Origin of the sequence: Streptomyces cellostaticus (assembly GCF_023630175.1) — a bacterium.
GTDB classification, from domain to species: Bacteria; Actinomycetota; Actinomycetes; order Streptomycetales; family Streptomycetaceae; genus Streptomyces; species Streptomyces cellostaticus_A.
The window spans coordinates 36,198-53,929 of sequence record NZ_JALLIN010000012.1 but is presented as its reverse complement, the minus strand read 5'-3'; the positions used below and the strand labels follow the sequence as shown (position 1 = coordinate 53,929).

Below are 17,732 nucleotides of genomic sequence, written 5' to 3'. Positions count from 1 at the left end.
CCCGGGGTGGCGGAAGGCGGTGCGCGGGTGGGCGCGGGAGGGCTGGAGCTACCCCCTGGTGACGAGGGTCACGAGGGGAACTCCGCAGACGTCCCGCCCGGTGCGGTGTCCCTGGCCCGCCCGATGGACACCGCGGGGTCCATCGGGCCGGAACTGGACTGGGACGCCGACGCCTGGCACGAGGTGCGCGTCCGCGCCCAGCGGGCGGGCCGGGCCTACATCTGGCTGAACCTGGTCGAGCAGCGGCTGCGCGCGGTCGTGGCCGCCGTGCTGCGGCCCGTCTACGAGCCGGTGCACGGCGACGACTGGGTGGTGGCCGCGGCCGGGCCCGCCGGACAGGAGTGGGTGCAGCGGGCCGTCGCCGTCCGCGAGGTCAGCCGCCGCAAGGGTTATCTGCTCGACCCGGCCGACGACAACGTGCTCAGCTTCCTCACGCTGCCGCAGCTCCGGGAGCTGATGGTGCAGCACTGGCCGTGCTTCGAGCCGTACTTCGACGAGCGCCGGGACGTCGAACTCGCCCTGGACGAGCTGGAGGTGACCCGCAACGTCGTCTCCCGCAACCGGGCTCTGTCCGAGGCGGTGCTGAACCAGGCCGAGCGGGCCTCGGCCCGGCTGCTGGAGATGCTCGGCGCGGGCGGTGACGTGCCCTCCGCACGCCGGCTGCCGGTCGACGCGGTGGAGGACCTGGTCGCCGACCGCTACGCGGACGTCGTGGCCGTGCACCCCGACCGGGTGCGCCTCATGCGCCAGTTCCCGGCCGAGGACCTGTTCGGGGGCGCGCGCCGCCTCGACGCCATCGGCATCGGGCTCAACCTGCTGGTGCAGAACTTCTCCGGCCGGAGGCTGGTCCGGCTCGCCGAGTCCGGCTGCCGGGTTCGGCTGCTCTTCCTCAACCCGGCCTCCAGTGCGGTCAAGCGCCGGGAGCGCGAACTGGGGATGAAACGGGGCGAACTGAGCCGCTCCGTCGAGATGAACATCCTGCACATGCGCCGGGTGCGGTCCCGGCTGCGCGACCCGGGGGCCTTCGAGATCCAGGTCTACGACGAGACGCCCCGCTTCACCGCCTACCTGGTGGACGGTGACGGCGCGGACGGCATCGCCGTGGTGCAGTCCTATCTGCGCGGGGCCCGGGGGATGGAGTCGCCGGTGCTGGTGCTGCGGGGCGGCAGCAAGGTGCTCAAGCCGGACGACATGGGCGATGCCGGTATCTTCCCCACGTATCGCGAGGAGTTCGAGCTGTCCTGGGCTGATTCGCGCCCCGTGTCCTGAACTGTCCGTGCGGGCAGGTGGAACGCGCCCCCCGGATTGTCAGTGCCGCGTGCGATGGTGGGAGCCACTGGGGGAAAGCACCACCAAGAAGGGGGGCCGCCCATGGGCTGGCACCGGGAGCCGCTGATCGGCTTCGACCTGGAGACCACCGGCACGGACCCGCTGTCCCATCCGCCGGCGGAGTGCCGCGTTCCGGCCCGGGCCGGAGCGGGGGGTCGGTGATGAGCTGGAACACCGGGGTCCTGGTGGCGTTCGATCTGGAGACCACGGGTACGGACGTCGAGACCGATCGCGTCGTCACCGCGGCCATCGTGCGGCTGGAGCCGGACGGGGCTGTCTCCGCGGAGCGGACCTGGCTCGTCAACCCCGGGGTGGCGATACCCGAACAGGCTTCGGCGATCCATGGCATCTCGACGGGCCATGCCCGCGCGCACGGAGTCTCGGCTGCGTCCGCAATCGAGGAAATCGCGGGGTCCGTGGCCGAGGTCCTGCGATCAGGGACCCCGCTGGTGGTGATGAACGCGCGCTACGACCTGTCACTGCTGGACCGCGAGTGTCGGCGGTACGGGCTCAAGTCGATCAGTGACCGACTGGGCGTCGTGCCCTCGCCGGTCATCGATCCGTTGGTGATCGACAAGCATGTCGACAAGTACCGAAAGGGAACGCGCGCCTTGCACGCGTTGTGCGCGCACTACGGGGTGCCGCTCGACGAGGCGCACGACGCGAGGGCGGACGCGGTGGCTGCCGCCCGTGTGGTGCGGCGCATGGCCGAGAGGCACCAGCCGGTCGGGGCGATGTCCCCGGCGGACCTGCACGACCTCCAGGTTCGTGCGGCGGCCGAGCAGTCGGCCTCACTGCAGGCCTACCTGCGGCGGACTTCGAACCCGACGGCGGTCGTCGAGGCGGCTTGGCCGGTCATCCCGCGCAGTCGATAGACAGGGTGGGCCCCCTGTGTGAGAGCCCCCGCGTGGGAGTGGTCGAGTGGCCGAGGGGCGGGGGCGGCGTGGAGGATCTCCGTGCTGGGAGGATCGCCGACCTGGACCACGTCCTCGGGGTCGGTGACGGGCCGAGTCATGGCGAGCCGAGGTCTGTTGCCGCTATCCGAATTCGCTGACGGTGAGCTGTCCTCCCTTTGCCCACCCGTAGGGCGGGTACTGCGGGTCGAAGAACTCGAGGTTGCCGCTGGCGGCGGCCACCCAGTTGGCCTCGTGCAGGTTGATGATCTGGTTGTACACGTCCTGGGGTCCGGGTACGGAGCCCCCGGTCTGGTTGGCGAAGGACTCCGCGGCCCACGCCACTGTCAGCACGGCATCGTGGTTCATGATGGCGTACCCGTCACCGAGTTCACTGTCGGTGTGGCCGAGTTCCTTGAAACTCTGCCTGAACGAGGTGAATCCGGGCGGGTTGCTGCCACTCGTCTTCCAGCTCTCCGGGCTGAGCACGGATACATCAACCACTCTGATCTTGTCGCGGGCAAGTTCCTGCGCGCGCTGTGGGTTCCCGCTGAGAGCCGAGCGCCCCGACCAGCATGTCACGATCGTGATCGGGCGCAGGCCGCCCGCTTGGTCGCAGAGCCCGCGATCGGCCAGGGACTTGATGAACTCAGGGAAATCATTGTCCCGGCCTGCGTAGAATACCAGTTCCGATTTCGAGTAGCAGATGTTCTGTACGGCCTGCCCGAAGAGATTTGGAATCACGTCCTTCCCCGCGGTCGTCCCCGAATATCCGAAACGGCTCGAACCGATGGATTCCATGAACTCTTGGTCGAACGCTTCGCGGAGGGTCTTCACGTAGAGGTCGTCGTTCCTGTCGTAGACGAGGAATCCGTGCTGCCCGTCCCCCAGGTGCCCGAGGTGCTTGCGCACCTTGGCGATGTGCTCGAGGTTGGAGGGGGACGTCTTGAAGAGGTAGGGCGATTGGAGGCTCGTGGCCGTCAGTGGCCCGCCGACCGCCGGGATCTTCAGTTCGGACAGCCGGTCCGCCAGTCGCTGCGTCTGCGGAAGGCTGACTCCGAGGCCGACGGCCCCGACCACCGGATGGTTGCCCGATCTCAGTCCGGCCAGCCGATCCGCGACCGTCTGCCAGTGCTGCTGCTTGCTTCCCTCGTTGGCCAGGAGGAGTTGCACAGCGGGGACCTTGCCGGGCAGACCCGTCGTACTCCGTCCCTGCAACCCGGGGCAGGCGTTGACGCGGCACTGGGCGGTGTACGCGCCGGCCAGGCTCTCGCGGATGGCATTCCACGACAGCGGGCTGCTGTCGTTCGCCGCGTACGGCATCACGAGGGCGACTCGGACAAACGGCTTCCGCTTGTCCGAGGCCGCTTCCTGGGCGACTCGCCGGTTCTCCTGCGCGATCTTCCCCACGATCGTTCTGAGTTCGGGGCCGAAGGCGTCGGAGTGGACGAGGGGAGCGGCGACGCCGACGCATTCGGAACCCTTCGGCGTCAGTTCGCTGAAGCAGTCGATGCCCGGCGCCTTCGGGCTGGGAATGACGCTCACACCGATTGCGATCAGGGCAGGGATCAGCACCGCCGCTGCGGCCACCGCGCTCACCTTGCGCCACTTGCGCACCCGCTGCACTTGCGGCGCCCGCAGGTGCGGCGGTTCGGGACGTAACGCGTTCACCAGGGCCCTGCTCGTGGGCCTCTTCGCCGGGTCCCTGTCCAGCGCGGCACTGAGCAGCGGGAGGAGGTCGTCCGGCAAGCCGCTGAGATCAGGCAGCTCGTCCGGGCCGGGGTAGGGATGCTCCGTCCCGTCCTCCAGCACGAAGCACCCCCGCCCGCGAGCAGCGCAGCCGACGGTCAGCGCCCAGGCCCAGATGTCGGCCGGCGGGCCGGCGGGAGCGCTGCCCCGTCTGAGCTGTTCCGGGGCGAGGTACGGCAGGGTGCCCAGCACATGCCCTGACTTCGTGAGCTCCTCGGTGAACCTCTCGTCGACGCACCGGGCGATACCGAAGTCGATGACCTTGGTGCCGTGCGGACCGAGCAGCACGTTGGACGGCTTGAGATCGCGGTGCACCACGCCGCGTGCGTGTGCCGCCTCCAGCGCTCTGGCCAGATCGAGTGCCAGCTTGCGTACCGCGTCCGGGGGCAGCGGGCCCTCACGCAGTCGGTCCGCGAGAGTCGGACCGGGGACGTACTCGGTGACCAGGCACGGTTTTCCTGGGCCGGGAATTGCGGCAAGGACAGAGACGATGTGGGGGTCTCGAAGTGTCTGCAGAATTCGGGTCTCCCGTGCGAAGCGCTTCTGGAACTCTTCGTCGACTTCTCGCGACGGCAGAATGGTCTTCACCGCGACCTCCATGCCTGCCGAATCCCGCGCCAGGTAGACCACGCCCATGCCGCCTTCGCCGATTCTGCCCAGCAAGGTGTATCCGTGGAGTTCGGATGGGTCGTCAGCGCGCAGCGGATTCACCACTGGGGTCCCCCTCGCGGGTGCCATTGGGAGTCTGGTGTCGGCATCTGAAATATCATTTGGCAACCGCCGGCTCGGCGTCATTGTCAGTGAACATGAGGAATTGGTGGCCCGTGAACAATGTTGATCGCTTGTGAATCGAACGTTGGGCGCCAATTGGGTGGATAGTTCCGAATGTGCGCGCGTGGGTGAGCTGGGCCGGACGATGGATTTCATGGCCCGAGGTGACTCCGGCGGGTGCGTCAGGCGGAATGCGGCTCGAAGAACGTGGCCGCGGCCGGTTCGGCGGTCGGGGCCGCCGCGAGATTGCCATGCCTGGAACGTCTCGGCGGATTCGAATGCGACGATCCCCAGGTTTTGAGTCAACCCGGCGGCGAATCACGCCCGGCCGACCGTCGTGACGCATTCGGGCACGGCCCCGGACGCAGGATGCCCGTGGCTCCTGCGTGATCATTTCTGCTCTCGACGCAGAACGATCATGCAGGAGCCACGGGCGTGCTCAACGATACGGCGTTGCTGCCGGACCTCGACGGGGTGTCCGTCGCGCGGGTGGACCCGCTCCCTTCATCGAGCGGATCCCGCCGATTCCGGCCGGTACCAGGCTGACCGGCCGGCTGCGGAGTGGGCCGGGCGCCGCATGCGGGACGCCGGCTCCACGGTCATCCAGGCCGCGCGGGATCAATCTCGCATCGGATGCGACCCGGGGGCGTCTTCGCAGTTCAATCGCTCGATCGGGCGAGAGCCGCAGCAGGCGTCACGACAGTCGTCGCGGTCACCGGCGGAGGCGTCACGGTAGTCGTCGCGGTCACCGGCGCAGGCGTCACGACAGCTGACGCGGTCACCGGCGGAGGTGTCACGGTGGTTGACGCGGTCATCGCCGGAGGCGTCGCGAGAAATGTCCCCGGCCCGTTGGCTGTCACGGTCACCGGCGGAGGCAGCAGGACAGCTACCGCGGTCACCGGTGGAGGCGTCACGACAGCTGACGCGGTCACGGGCGGAGGCGTCGCGGTGGTTGTCGCGGTCACGGGCGGAGGCGTCGCGGTGGTTGTCGCGGTCACCGGGGCGGTGACAGTCTGTGTCACGGTAACGGTAGGTTTTGGGCTTTTCGTCGGGCAGTCACCGCCCGAAACGGTTTTCGGCTTGCTGGGGTCGCAGTGAGTGTCGGTGGCGGACCTTGTGGCGGACCTTGTGTCGGACCGGGAGGTCATGCCGGTGGCGACCGCCGCCGCAGGGGTTCCTACCGCGACTGTGACCGCCGCTGCGATCACGGCGAGCCTGCGGAGGCTCTTGGGTCTGCCTTGAGCTGCTGGTTCAAGCTGCCAGGTCGTCTTGCGCTTGGGGCTCATGCTGATTGCTCCCTGTTCCGAGCCTTGTGAGGTCCCCCTGGCTTCAGTAGGCCCTTCTCGGTGAGATCCCGCAACTCTTGGTAATCGGATCGGTACGGTGGGTGCTGTCGGGCGCAGCGGTCGTGGTTTTTGATCACAGCCGGTCGGGGCGGTGGTGCCGTTGTGGCCGGCAGGTGGACGGCGGCGGCCGTGAGGCCCGACGACGGTGGCGGCGATCAGGGAGAACGGTGACCGGCGCAGCCGCACCGGGCGGTCACTTCCCTTCGGGGCGCTGTGCGCAGCCGCTCGCGGAGACCCGCACGATGTGCCGGGGGCACCGCGGGCGGCTCAGAACGGATGCCACCGCACCGCCTCGTCCCCGGCGCGCAGCGAGCCCACCCGGCGGCGGAACTCGCTCAGCGCCTTCGGGTTGGCGGGTGCGTGCTGGGCCACCCACGCGCAGCTCGCCGTTTCCCGGGCGCCCCGCAGTACCGGGCAGCCCTCCCATTCGCGCACGTCCCAGCCGTACGCCGAGACGAAGGAGTCGTACGCCTCCGCGGGCAGCCCGTAGCGGTCCCGGGACAGGGCCATCACCACCAGGTCGTGCTCGCGCAGGTCCGCGGAGAAGGTCTCCAGGTCGACCAGGACCGGCCCGTCCGGCCCCACGTGGACGTTGCGGGGCAGGGCGTCCCCGTGGATCGGCCCGGGGGGCAGACGGGGCGTCAGCGCCGCCGCCGCGGCGGCGAACCCGTCCCTGCGCTCGCGCAGAAACGCTGCGTCCCCGGGGTCGATCGCCTCGCCCGCGAGCCGCAGCCAGCGCTCCACGCCGTCCAGCAGATCCCGGGGCGGCAGCGCGAAGGGAGGCGCCGGAAGCGCGTGCACGGTCCGCAGCAGGCCGGCCAGGTCCCGGGGGCCGGCCGGCCGCACGGGATCCGGCAGCCGGTGCCAGACGGTGACGGGGTGCCCCTCCGTCAGCAGTGGTTCGGGCTCGGCGGCCCGCACCGCGGGCACGCCCGCCCCGGCCAGCCAAGCGGCGATGTCCAGCTCGCGCCGGGCCCGGTCCAGCAGTTCGGCGTCCCGGCCCACCTTGACCACCAGCTCGCCGGCGGCGAACACCGCGTTCTCGCCGAGGGCGATGAGCCGCGCGTCCTCCGCGGGGCCGGGCAGGACCTTCGCCGCGGCCAGTACGTCCCGCGCCCGTGCCTCGTCCATCGTCCGCCTCCGTGCCCTCCGCGTACCGTCCCGGCCGTCGTGGCCCGCGGCCAGTCTCCCATTCGCGCAGGTCGGGGAGTGCCGCTGCCGATCGGTCCGGTGCGGGCGGCCGGGGACGGCGACCCGGGGCCGGCCCGCCGCCGGCGCCGGGCCTGCGCCGTCAATGCGCTTGAACGAGACGTCTCGTCTCGCCTAGCCTCACCGTCATGCCCGCCCCGCCCACATCGCCATGTTCTCCGTCGCCGCCCACGGCCATGTGAACCCGAACCTCGAGGTGATCCGCGAACTCGTCGCCCGCGGCCACCGGGTCACGTACGCCATCCCGCCGGTCTTCGCCGCGAAGGTGGCCGCGACCGGCGCCCGGCCCGTGCCCTACCACTCCACGCTGCCCGGCCCCGACGCCGATCCCGCGGCCTGGGGAACCACCCTGCTGGACAACGTGGAACCCTTCCTGAACGACGCCGTACAGGCCCTCCCGCAGCTCATCGAGGCCTACGAGGGCGACGAACCGGACCTGGTGCTGCACGACATCACCTCCTACCCGGCCCGTGTGCTCGCCCGCCGCTGGGGTGTCCCGGCGATCTCCCTCTCCCCGAACCTCGTCGCCTGGGACGGCTACGAGGAGGAGGTGGCCGAGCCGATGTGGGCGGAACCCCGGGAGACCGAGCGCGGCCGGGCATACTACGCCCGGTTCCGGGCCTGGCTCACGGAGAACGGGATCACCGAGCACCCCGACCCCTTCGTCGGGCGGCCCGGCCGCTCCCTCGTCCTCATCCCGAAGGCCCTCCAGCCGCACGCCGACCGCGTCGACGAGCGTGTGCACAGCTTCGTGGGCGCGTGTCAGGGCGACCGGGCCGACCAGGGCGACTGGCGGCGGCCCGCCGGCGCCGCAACGGTGGTCCTCGTCTCCCTCGGCTCGGCGTTCACCAGACGGCCTGCCTTCTACCGCGAGTGCGTCCGCGCCTTCGGCGACCTGCCCGGCTGGCACCTCGTCCTGCAGGTCGGCGGCCAGGTGACCCGGGCCGAGCTGGGCGATATTCCCGCGAACGTGGAAGTGCACCACTGGGTACCGCAGTTGGCGATCCTGCGGCAGGCCGACCTGTTCATCACGCATGCCGGCGCCGGCGGCAGTCAGGAGGGGCTGGCCACCGCCACGCCGATGATCGCCGTGCCCCAGGCCGTGGACCAGTTCGGCAACGCCGACGTGCTCCAGTCCCTCGGCGTGGCCCGGCACCTGCCCATCGAGGAGGCCACCGCCGACCGCCTCCGCGAGGCCGCCCTGGCGCTCACCGGCGACCCCGGGGTCGCCCGCCGGCTGGCGGAGATCCGGGCGGAGATGGCCGCGGAGGGCGGCGCCCGGCGCGCGGCCGACCTGATCGAGGCGGAACTGCCCGCACGCTGAGCACGGGCGGGGGCCCACCGGTTCCCCAAGACCGGTGGGCCCCCGCGTTCGTGGGTGGTGTCAGACGGTCAGCCGCTCGCCCTCGTCGCGGACCGGGGCCGGCGCGGCCGGTTCCGGCGACTCGTCGTGGGTGAGGTCCGGCATCCGGTGCAGCCACTTCGGCAGGTACCAGTTGCGCTCGCCGAGCAGTGCCATCACGGCCGGCAGCAGCACCCCGCGGATGACCGTCGCGTCGATCAGGACGGCGGCGGCCAGGCCGACGCCCATCTGCTTCATGGACTGCATCGACAGCGTGCCGAAGATCGCGAACACGGCGACCATGATGACGGCGGCGCTGGTGACGACCCCGGCCGTGGTGACCACACCGTGCTGGATGGCGTCCTTGGTGCTGCGGCCGCGCAGCCGGGCCTCGCGGATCCGGGAGACCACGAACACGTGGTAGTCCATGGACAGGCCGAACAGGATCACGAAGAGGAACAGCGGCAGCCAGGTGACGATGGCGCCGACGCCCTCGGCGCCCACCAGCGAGGCACCCCAGCCGTGCTGGAAGACGGCGACGAGGATGCCGTAGGCGGCGCCCACCGACAGCAGGTTGAGCACGATCGAGGTGATCGCGACGGTCAGCGAGCGGAACGACAGCAGCATCAGCAGGAAGGCGAAGACGACCACGAACACGAAGACCGGGACGACGGAGCCGACGAGCTGGTCGTTGAAGTCGTGGTTGCCCGCGACCTGCCCGGTGATCGGCGCCCGGACGCCCTCCACCTTGCCGAGGGTGGCGGGCCGCACCTCGTCGCGCAGCTTGTCGAGGCTCTTGACCGCGCGGTCCATGTCCGAGCCGCCCACCAGCGGCACGGAGACGAGGGCGACGTTCTGCGCCCGGTGCACCTCGACGGTGACGGGGCCGCGCGAGGCACCCGAGGAGATGGCCCGCTGCTTGAAGTCGGCCAGTGCCCGCCGTACCTCCGGGGCGCCGATGTCCTTGGCGCCGACGACCACCTGGGCGGGCTCGGAGCCGCCCGGGAAGGCCTCGTTGAGCCGGTCGTAGGTCTGCACGATCGGCAGCGAGTCACCGAACTCCTGGTCCAGCGTGAGCTGCTGGGTCTTCATGCCGAGCGCGGGCGCGGTGACGGCGAGCAGCGCGCCGGCCGCGACGAGGACGGAGACCAGCGGCCTGGCCAGCACCCGGCGCAGCACGGCGGTCCAGAAGCGGCTCTCGCCGTTGCCGCCGCGCCGGCGCCGGCGGCCCAGGAGGGGGATACGGCCCTTCTCGACCCGCTCGCCCAGCAGGGAGAGCAGCGCGGGCAGCACGGTCACCGAGCCGACCATGGCGACGGCGACCACCATCAGCGAGGCCAGGCCCATCGCCTCGAACTCGGCGAGCCCGGTGAAGAGCATGCCGGCCATCGCCACGCACACGGTGACCCCGGAGACCACGATCGCGCGGCCGCTGGTGGCCGCCGCGATGCGCAGGGCGGCGCCCGCGTCCCGGCCGGCGTCCCGCTCCTCGCGCTCCCGGCGCAGGTAGAACAGGCAGTAGTCGACGCCGACGGCCATGCCGACCAGCAGCATCACGGAGTTGGCGGTGTCGCTCATCGGCTGGACATGGCTGACGAGGCCCATCAGACCCATCGTGGCCATGATCGCGGTGACCGCCAGGGCCACCGGCAGCAGCGCGGCCACCAGGGCGCCGAACGCGATCAGCAGGATGCCGAGGGCCACCGGCACGGCCGAGTACTCGGCCTTCTGGAAGTCGTCCCCGAAGGCGTCCTGGTACTGCTTGCTCATGCTGGCGCCGCCGATCTCCTCGATCCGCAGGCCGTCGTGCGCCTTCGCCACCCCGGCGACGGCGTCCAGTACCGGCTCGACCCGGTCGGCGGCGGTCTCCGCGTCGCCGCGCATGTCGAACTGCACGAGTGCGGTACGGCCGTCCCGGGAGATGGTGCGCGTGTCGTACGGGGAGGTCACATGGGTGACCTTCCCGGTGCGGCCGACGGCCTCGACCACGTCGTCGACGGCGGCCCGGAACTCGCCGCTCGTCGCCTTCAGGGCGCCGTCCCGGGACTGGACCAGTACGGTCTCCCCGGCCGGCTGCTCGATGCCCGCGTCCTCGATGATCTTCGCCGCGGTGTGTGTCTCGCCCTTGAGCTGGTCGCTCTCGTCCACGTCGACCCGGCCGGCCGCCGAACCGAGCCCCATGGCCAGGACGACGAACAGCACCCATACGCCGACGGCGGCCCAGCGGTGCCGGGCGCTCCAACTCCCGGCGCGCGCGGCCAGTCCCCGCACGCGCACGTCCGTGTTCCCCATGACGGGCTTTCCCCCCTCGTATGCGGTGACGGCCCCCTGCCGCCACGTCCTCGCTCGCTTCCGATTCGACGGTATGGGCCCGGCGCGGAGGTCTCGTCGTACTGCCCGGTGAAGTGGCGCCGGCCCGCGTCACCGCTGGGGAGGACGGCAGGCCCTTACATCTTTCGGGGCTACCCGGGGACCCGCCTCAGGGGAGCCGCCCGGGGGAGGCCGGCGGTCGGAGGGCCGTGTCCGATCCGCCGCCGAAGATCCACTTTGTGATGACGAAACCTTGTTGAACAAGTCACAGGTGCGTGTAGAGGTTGAACCGGGGCCCCTTGATCGGCCAGAGTTTCGCGCAACCCCGGTCCTTCCGGGTCCGGCCGCCGTGCCCGCCCCCACGGGGCACGGCGGCCGCTCCAGCCTGTCCCGACGACGACCTGTGCCGCGCCGCTGCGCGGAATCGACGTCGGTGGCGGCAAGAAACTCCCGCTGGCCGGTCTCCGCCCGATCCTGACCGGCCTCGGTCACACCGGTCCCAGGCACCCGTCCGCACGGCGGCCAGGGCGTGTTCAGCGCCGGGCGCGGCGACGAGGACTTCCTGGCGGCCGAGTCGGCCCGGGCGATCGAGAAGCGGTCCGGCTTCGTGGTGGACGTGATCGTGCGCGGTCACGTCCATCTGCGGACGGTGGCCGAGGCGTGCCCGTTCCCGGCCGCCGAACTGACGGCGAGACAGCTCCACGGCACCTACGTCTACGCACCGGTCACTCCCGGGCGCTTGGAGGGGATCGACTCCGCAGCGCACCTTCCCGAGGAGTTCCGCCCCGAAGACCGCTCTCTCCCTCTGCGCCCCGGACGGCCCGGGCCGCTCCAGGCTCGCCGAGTCCCCGCCCCGCCAAGGGGCTGATCGCCACCAGCCGCAACCGGAACACGGTGCTGAGCCTCGTCGAACCGACCGCCGCCGACGAGTGAGGGAGCGTGGCCGATTAGCGCCCCTGAGGCGCCAGGGACGTCCTGTGCCGGTGACGCATCCGCGGGACCGGACGCAGAACGAGGTACCGGCCGTGGTCCGACGTCACAGGGGAACGCCGGACCGCGGCCGGCGGTCCCGGCGCGCCCGCGCAGCGCCCGGCCCCCCAGGGACCCGGTACGGGCGCGCTCCGTTCCCCACGCGGGCCGGCCGTCCGTTCCGTCGGGAGTGTCCGGCCTGGTCAATGGGCGCGAATCACTCGTACGGGTGACTATTTTCGGCCCAGTCCGCAGGCATGGGGGGAGCACCACCAGACTCCTGCACAGGCCCCGGGCCCGCCGCATGGGCAACGTCGGCGCTCCCGGATCCCAGCCCGGTACGGCCCCTCCCAGACCAGGAGTCAGGACAGGACGATGAGCACGTACTACCACGGCAACATCAACGGCCACGCCGGCAGCGACCACGGACCCGATCCGGAGACCGTCTTCCGGCTCGCCGAGGGACTCCTAGAGGCGCTGCACGCCGAACTCCCCGGACTCGTGGTGCACGGCGAGGTCATCATGGCCGCGCTGGACGAGGCCGCGGCGGACGGCGGCCCGCCCAACCGGGGCCGTATCCGATCGAGCCTGGAGGCCATCAGCATCGGTGCCCCGGCCGGCACCGGCAGCCTCGCCTTCACCCAGCAACTGGTGCGCCTGCTGGACCTGTGAACGGACCGGGCCCCGCCGCCACGGGGTCCGGCGTCGGGTCAGGCGCCCAGGGCGGCCCGGGCCGGCAGACCCGCGGTGTCGTAGCGGTCCAGCAGGAGCCGCGCCACCTCGGGGGCCGGGCCCAGGACGTCCGCCAGGACGTCGGCGTCCGCCGCGCCGCGTGCGATGCGGTCCGGCAGGAAGCCGGGGGCCAGGATGTAGGGCGCCACGGCGACCCGCTCGCAGCCGAGGGCGCGCAGTTCGCGGACCGCGTCCTCGGTGCGGGGAAGGGATGCGGAGGCGAACGCGGGCCGCACGGCGCACCAACCGGTGTGCCACCACTCCCGCGCGATGTCTGCGATCACCGCGATCGCCTCCGGGTCGGAGGACCCCGCCGAGGCCAGCACGACCCCGGTCGAGGACTTGTCGGCGGGCGTCAGCCCGGCCTCGTACAGGCGCCGCTCCAGCGCCGACAGCAGCAGCGGCGACGGGCCCAGCACCTCGGCCCGGCGGATGCGCAGGCCGCGCGGCGCGTTCCGCAGGACCGCCGGGATGTCGGCCTTGGCGTGGAAGGCGCGGGTCAGCAGCAGCGGCAGGGCCACCACGTCCCGCACCCCCTCCGCGGCCAGGGACTCCAGTACCCCCTGCACGGACGGGATGTTGAAGTCCAGGAAGCCCGTCTCCACGCGCAGGCCGGGCCGCAGCGAACGCACCCGCTCCACCAGGGCGTGCACCGTCGCCGCGTGCCGCGGGTCGCGGCTGCCGTGGGCCACCACCAACAGGACGGGTCGAACCGGCTTGCCGTGCACGGGAATCAGCTCTTCACCAGAAGGCCACGACTGCGCAGCACCCACCGCTCCAGCGGGGAGAAGACCAGCAGGTCGATGGCGATGCCGACGAACAGGATCAGGAAGATCGCCTCGAACACCATGGACATGGAGCTGGCGTTGCGGCCGTTCTCCAGCAGCGCGCCCAGACCGATGCCGAGATCGGGGGAGGAGGCGATGATCTCCGCCGCCATCAGCGAGCGCCAGGAGAAGGCCCAGCCCTGCTTCAGGCCGGCCGTGTAGCCCGGCAGCGCGGCCGGCAGCACGATGTGCCAGGCGCCCTTCAGGCCCGTCGCGCCCATCGTGCGGCCCGCCCGCAGGAACAGCGGCGGTACCTGGTCGATCCCGGACACCAGGCCGTTGGCGATCGACGGCACCGCACCGAGCAGGATCACCGCGTACATCATCCGGTTGTCCAGGCCCAGCCAGATCACCGCGGGCGGCACCCAGGCCACCGACGGCAGTGACTGCAGACCGGAGAGCACCGGGCCGATGGCCGCGCGCACGAACCTCACCCGGGCCACCAGCAGCCCCAGCGGGGTGCCGATGGCGAGCGCGAACAGGAAGCCCAGCAGGCCGCGCGAGACACTGGTCCAGATGTAGCCGAGCAGCTTTCCTTCCAGCCAGGCCCGCCGGAACTCGCCGCCCACATCGGCGGGGGAGGGCAGCTTCGTCGGATCGTCCACGATCCTGAGGGAGATCAGCGCCTGCCAGACCACCAGCACCACCGCGGTGGCGACGACCGGCGGAAGGATCTTGCGGACGAAGGTCTGCCGGAACGGAGGCCGGCCCGCCACGGCGGTCTCCAGGGCGTCCAGACCCGCCTCGACGCTTCCCGCGTCCGGGGCGGTCCCCGTCTCAGTGCTGGCCATGGCGGCGGATCTCCCCACGCAGTACTTCGGTGATCTCCAGGGACAGTTCGGCGACCGGGGCGTCCTCGATGCGCCGCGGCTGCGGGATGTCCACCCGCCACTCGCGGGCCACCCGGCCCGGGCGGGAGGACAGCAGCACCACCCGCTGCGCGAGCCGCACCGCCTCGCGCACGTTGTGCGTGACGAACAGGACGGACAGTCCCGTCTCCGTCCAGATCCGGGTCAGTTCGTCGTGCAGCAGGTCGCGGGTGATGGCGTCCAGCGCGGCGAACGGCTCGTCCATCAGCAGCAGCCGGCTGTCCTGCGCGAGCGCCCGGGCCATGGCCACGCGCTGTCGCATACCGCCGGACAGCTCGTGCACCCGCTTGCCGTACGCGCCCTGCAGCCGTACCAGTTCGAGGAGCCGTTCGGCCCTGCCGCGCCGCTCGGCCCTGGGAACGCCCTTGAGTCTCAGCGCGAGTTCGATGTTCTTGCCCGCGGTCAGCCACGGGAACAGGGCGTGCTCCTGGAACATCAGGGCGGGGCGGCCGTGGGTGGCGATGCTGCCGGTGGTGGGCCGGTCGAGCCCCGCGACCAGGTTCAGCAGCGTCGACTTGCCGCAGCCCGAGGCACCCAGGAGGGTGACGAACTCGCCCGGCGCGACATCGAGTGAGATGTCGTCGAGGACGAGCTGCTGGCCGGCCGGGCCGGCGAAGGACTTCGAAACGCGCTCGATGCGCGCCGCGTACTCGACCGTCTGTGCCTGTTCGGCCTTGGCGAGGGCGGTTGCCATGGTCGTCACCTCCTGGGACGCTCGGATCCGTAAGTCAGCCGACGCCCAGACCGGCGTCGTCGACGGTGCTCTCACCCTTGGCCTCGAGAACCTTGTTCAGCGGGGCGAGGTCGTAGATGCCCTTCAGCTCCGGGTCCTCCAGGAGGCCCGCCTCGGCCGCGTCGCGCGCCTCGGTGCGGAGGGTCGCGGCCAGCGGGTCGTCGGTGACCCGGATCGACCTCCAGGCCGGGTCCAGGACGTCGCCGGGCAGTTCCTTGCCGGAGTCGACGCCGAGCTGCCTGTTCGCCGCGGCCTTGGCCTCGTCCGGATGGGCGTTGATCCACGCGTTGGTGTCGACCGATGCCCTCAGCACCGCCTCGACCGCCTTCGGGTGCTCCCTCAGGAACTTCTGCGACACGACGATGTTGGTGATCACGAACTTCCCGCCGGGCCACAGCGAGGACTCGTCCAGCAGCACCTTGCCGCCCTCGGCGACCAGCTTGGACGCGGTCGGTTCCGGCACCCATGCGCCGTCGACGGAGCCGGCCCTGTAGGCGTCCGGGGTCACCTTGTTGTCGGTGCGCACCACGGACACGTCGCCCCTGCCGCTCTGCGCGTCGACCTTCCAGCCCTGCTCCGCGACCCAGTTGAGGAAGGCCACGTCCTGCGTGTTGCCGAGCTGGGGCGTCGCGATCCGCTTGCCCTCGACGTCCTTCAGGGACTTGATCTTCTCGGGGTTCACGACCAGCTTCACCCCGCCGGAGGCCGAACCGCCGATGATGCGCAGGTTCTTGCCGTTCGACCTGGTGTAGCCGTTGATCGCCGGGGAGGGGCCGAGCCAGCCGATGTCGACCGAACCCGAGTTCAGCGCCTCGATCTCGGACGGGCCGGCGTTGAACACCTGGTAGTCGGCCCTGGTCGCGCCGAGCGCCTTCTGGAAGAAGCCCTTCTGGTTGCCCACCAGCGCGGTCGCGTGGGTCAGGTTGCCGAAGTAGCCGATCCGCACGGAGTCCAGGCCGTCGGTCTTCTCGGCTCCGGCGGCGATCCGGGCGCCGGCGTGGTCGTCCTTGGCCTCGGACCCGTAGCCGCAGGCCGCGAGCGCCAGCAGGGGCAGGGCCGCCATCGAGGCCAGGCCGCGGCGAAGCGGGGTGGAACTGACAGGCACGGGAGGTGTTCCTCTCGTCGGCCCGGCGGTCACGGGCCTCTCAGGCCGTGGCCGGGAGTCCGGCAGGGGGTCTTCGTCGCTGGGCGCGCATGCGGTGCGCGTACGTCATCGCACACATCGGCCCACTCCGCCCTGCCCGCTGCCCAGGGCGCCGCTGCCGATGCGGCCGCCCTCCTTGGCGAACATCGAGTAGAAGTCGGGGGAGTTCATGGTCAGAAGTCCCAGCCGTCGTCTTCGGGCTCGTCGTTGACCGGCTCGGGGGAGGCGAACGACTCGCCGACCATGCCGGCGGTGAGGGTGGTCCCGTCGTTCGGGTCGATCAGGATGAAGGAGCCGGTGCGGCGCGAGTCCGCGTAGGAGTCGACCGGCAGCGGCTCGGCGGTGCGGATCTTGACCCGGCCGATGTCGTTGGCGGCGAGCTGCCCGGGGTGCGGGTGCAGGGAGAGGTCGTCGAGCGTGAGCCGGGACGGGATGTCCTTGACGATCGCCTTGACCGTGCGGGTCCCGTGCTTGAGCAGCACCCGGTGCCCGACGACCAGCGGCTGGTCGGCGACATGGCAGACGGTCGCCTCCACGTCCTGGGTGACGGCGGGGGCGTCCTTCGCCGGCACGATCAGGTCGCCGCGCGAGACGTCGATGTCGTCCTCGAGCAGGACCGTCACCGACTGCGTCGTCCACGCCACGTCGACCGGGTCGCCGAGCAGGTCGATGCCGGAGATCCGGGTGGTACGCCCGGACGGGAGCACGGCGACGGAGTCGCCGACCCGGAAGGTGCCGGCGGCGATCTGGCCGGCGTAGCCCCGGTAGTCCGGGTGCTCGGTGGTCTGCGGCCGGATCACGAACTGCACGGGGAGCCGGGCGTGGCAGTGCGCCAGGTCGTGGCTGACCGGGACCGTCTCCAGGTGCTCCAGCACGGTCGGGCCGCCGTACCAGTCCATGTTCGCGGACGGCTCCACCACGTTGTCACCGGCCAGCGCGGAGATCGGGACGGCGGTGACCTCCGGGACGCCCAGTTCGGTGGCGTAGGCGGTGAACTCCTCGGCGATCGTGGCGAAGACGGATTCCTCGTACCCGACCAGGTCCATCTTGTTGACCGCGAGCACCACGTGCGGCACACGCAGCAGAGCGGCGATCGCCGCGTGCCGGCGGGTCTGCTCGACCACTCCGTTGCGGGCGTCGACGAGGATGACCGTGAGCTCGGCCGTGGAGGCGCCGGTCACCATGTTGCGGGTGTACTGCACATGGCCGGGGGTGTCGGCGAGGATGAAGCGGCGCCGGGGCGTGGCGAAGTACCGGTAGGCCACGTCGATGGTGATGCCCTGCTCCCGCTCGGCGCGCAGGCCGTCGGTGAGCAGTGCCAGGTCAGGACCGTCCTGGCCGCGGCTCGCGGACGCCCGCTCCACGGCCTCCAGCTGGTCGGTGAGCACCGACTTGGAGTCGTGCAGCAGCCGTCCGACGAGCGTGGACTTGCCGTCGTCGACGGAGCCGGCGGTGGCGAACCGCAGCAGGGTGGTCTCCGAGAGGGTCTCGGTCGTGGTGATGCTCATG

General features: G+C 71.3%; 13 protein-coding genes and 1 pseudogene. 6 read left to right on the top strand and 8 right to left on the bottom strand.

The features are described 5' to 3' along the window. The first annotated feature begins 27 nt into the window (after positions 1 to 27). Both MXD57_RS10160 and MXD57_RS10155 read left to right on the top strand, forming a co-directional pair. Positions 28 to 1,269 (top strand): SAV2148 family HEPN domain-containing protein, encoded by a 1,242-nt coding sequence (locus tag MXD57_RS10160; protein WP_250401084.1) that lies wholly within the window; start codon positions 28 to 30, stop codon positions 1,267 to 1,269. Positions 1,270 to 1,490: 221 nt separating this feature from the next. After that, positions 1,491 to 2,204 carry a 3'-5' exonuclease gene (locus MXD57_RS10155; RefSeq protein ID WP_250401009.1) on the top strand — a complete coding sequence of 238 codons (714 nt, stop codon included), beginning with the start codon at positions 1,491 to 1,493 and terminating at the stop codon, positions 2,202 to 2,204. A gap of 162 nt (positions 2,205 to 2,366) precedes the next feature. On the opposite strand, the gene MXD57_RS10150 is transcribed toward MXD57_RS10155, so the two are convergent. After that, positions 2,367 to 4,685, bottom strand: coding sequence for a bifunctional serine/threonine-protein kinase/ABC transporter substrate-binding protein (locus tag MXD57_RS10150; protein ID WP_250401008.1), 2,319 nt, complete (start codon positions 4,683 to 4,685; stop codon positions 2,367 to 2,369). A 690-nt stretch (positions 4,686 to 5,375) separates the two neighbouring features. Between MXD57_RS10150 and MXD57_RS10145 the strand changes: the two genes are divergently transcribed. Next, complete coding sequence (locus MXD57_RS10145; RefSeq protein WP_250401007.1) at positions 5,376 to 5,840, top strand: hypothetical protein; 465 nt, start codon at positions 5,376 to 5,378, stop codon at positions 5,838 to 5,840. Between the two features lie 515 nt (positions 5,841 to 6,355). On the opposite strand, the gene MXD57_RS10140 is transcribed toward MXD57_RS10145, so the two are convergent. Then, on the bottom strand, positions 6,356 to 7,219 hold the full coding sequence (locus tag MXD57_RS10140; protein WP_250401006.1) for a phosphotransferase enzyme family protein: 864 nt from the start codon (positions 7,217 to 7,219) through the stop codon (positions 6,356 to 6,358). A gap of 223 nt (positions 7,220 to 7,442) precedes the next feature. On the opposite strand from MXD57_RS10140, the gene mgt reads away from it, so the two are divergent. Then, complete coding sequence (mgt, locus tag MXD57_RS10135) at positions 7,443 to 8,621, top strand: macrolide-inactivating glycosyltransferase (protein WP_374114677.1); 1,179 nt, start codon at positions 7,443 to 7,445, stop codon at positions 8,619 to 8,621. Between the two features lie 60 nt (positions 8,622 to 8,681). On the opposite strand, the gene MXD57_RS10130 is transcribed toward mgt, so the two are convergent. Continuing rightward, positions 8,682 to 10,931, bottom strand: a complete 2,250-nt coding sequence (locus tag MXD57_RS10130; RefSeq protein ID WP_250401004.1) for an MMPL family transporter — start codon at positions 10,929 to 10,931, stop codon at positions 8,682 to 8,684. Positions 10,932 to 11,363: 432 nt separating this feature from the next. Here MXD57_RS10130 and MXD57_RS10125 point away from each other — a divergent pair. Both MXD57_RS10125 and MXD57_RS10120 read left to right on the top strand, forming a co-directional pair. After that, a pseudogene (locus MXD57_RS10125) lies at positions 11,364 to 11,882 on the top strand (DUF1697 domain-containing protein). A gap of 411 nt (positions 11,883 to 12,293) precedes the next feature. Next, positions 12,294 to 12,590, top strand: a complete 297-nt coding sequence (locus MXD57_RS10120) for a hypothetical protein (RefSeq protein WP_250401003.1) — start codon at positions 12,294 to 12,296, stop codon at positions 12,588 to 12,590. Positions 12,591 to 12,628: 38 nt separating this feature from the next. On the opposite strand, the gene MXD57_RS10115 is transcribed toward MXD57_RS10120, so the two are convergent. From MXD57_RS10115 to MXD57_RS10090, 5 genes are all read right to left on the bottom strand, one after another. Then, positions 12,629 to 13,378: a sirohydrochlorin chelatase gene (locus MXD57_RS10115; RefSeq protein ID WP_250401002.1), complete on the bottom strand. Its 750-nt coding sequence runs from the start codon at positions 13,376 to 13,378 to the stop codon at positions 12,629 to 12,631. 5 nt (positions 13,379 to 13,383) lie between these two features. Next, the gene (locus MXD57_RS10110; RefSeq protein WP_250401001.1) at positions 13,384 to 14,268 is read right to left on the bottom strand and encodes an ABC transporter permease; all 885 of its coding nucleotides are present in this window, start codon (positions 14,266 to 14,268) and stop codon (positions 13,384 to 13,386) included. Beyond that, positions 14,255 to 15,040 carry an ABC transporter ATP-binding protein gene (locus MXD57_RS10105; RefSeq protein ID WP_250401000.1) on the bottom strand — a complete coding sequence of 262 codons (786 nt, stop codon included), beginning with the start codon at positions 15,038 to 15,040 and terminating at the stop codon, positions 14,255 to 14,257. Before MXD57_RS10105 ends, MXD57_RS10110 begins: the two co-directional genes overlap by 14 nt. Positions 15,041 to 15,074: 34 nt before the next feature. Beyond that, positions 15,075 to 16,142, bottom strand: a complete 1,068-nt coding sequence (locus MXD57_RS10100; RefSeq protein ID WP_284505347.1) for an aliphatic sulfonate ABC transporter substrate-binding protein — start codon at positions 16,140 to 16,142, stop codon at positions 15,075 to 15,077. 254 nt (positions 16,143 to 16,396) lie between these two features. Beyond that, entirely contained in the window at positions 16,397 to 17,731 is a 1,335-nt protein-coding gene (locus tag MXD57_RS10090; protein WP_250400997.1) for a sulfate adenylyltransferase subunit 1, read from the bottom strand. Position 17,732 lies beyond the last annotated feature (1 nt).

Bases quoted from the DNA above. Each gene is read 5' to 3' on its own strand.
- MXD57_RS10155 (WP_250401009.1), top strand. From the start codon at position 1,491: ATGAGCTGGAACACCGGGGTCCTGGTGGCGTTCGATCTGGAGACCACG.
- MXD57_RS10145 (WP_250401007.1), top strand. From the start codon at position 5,376: ATGCGACCCGGGGGCGTCTTCGCAGTTCAATCGCTCGATCGGGCGAGA.
- MXD57_RS10140 (WP_250401006.1), bottom strand. From the start codon at position 7,219: ATGGACGAGGCACGGGCGCGGGACGTACTGGCCGCGGCGAAGGTCCTG.
- MXD57_RS10130 (WP_250401004.1), bottom strand. From the start codon at position 10,931: ATGGGGAACACGGACGTGCGCGTGCGGGGACTGGCCGCGCGCGCCGGG.
- MXD57_RS10120 (WP_250401003.1), top strand. From the start codon at position 12,294: ATGAGCACGTACTACCACGGCAACATCAACGGCCACGCCGGCAGCGAC.
- MXD57_RS10110 (WP_250401001.1), bottom strand. From the start codon at position 14,268: ATGGCCAGCACTGAGACGGGGACCGCCCCGGACGCGGGAAGCGTCGAG.
- MXD57_RS10105 (WP_250401000.1), bottom strand. From the start codon at position 15,040: ATGGCAACCGCCCTCGCCAAGGCCGAACAGGCACAGACGGTCGAGTAC.
- MXD57_RS10100 (WP_284505347.1), bottom strand. From the start codon at position 16,142: ATGGCGGCCCTGCCCCTGCTGGCGCTCGCGGCCTGCGGCTACGGGTCC.
- MXD57_RS10090 (WP_250400997.1), bottom strand. From the start codon at position 17,731: ATGAGCATCACCACGACCGAGACCCTCTCGGAGACCACCCTGCTGCGG.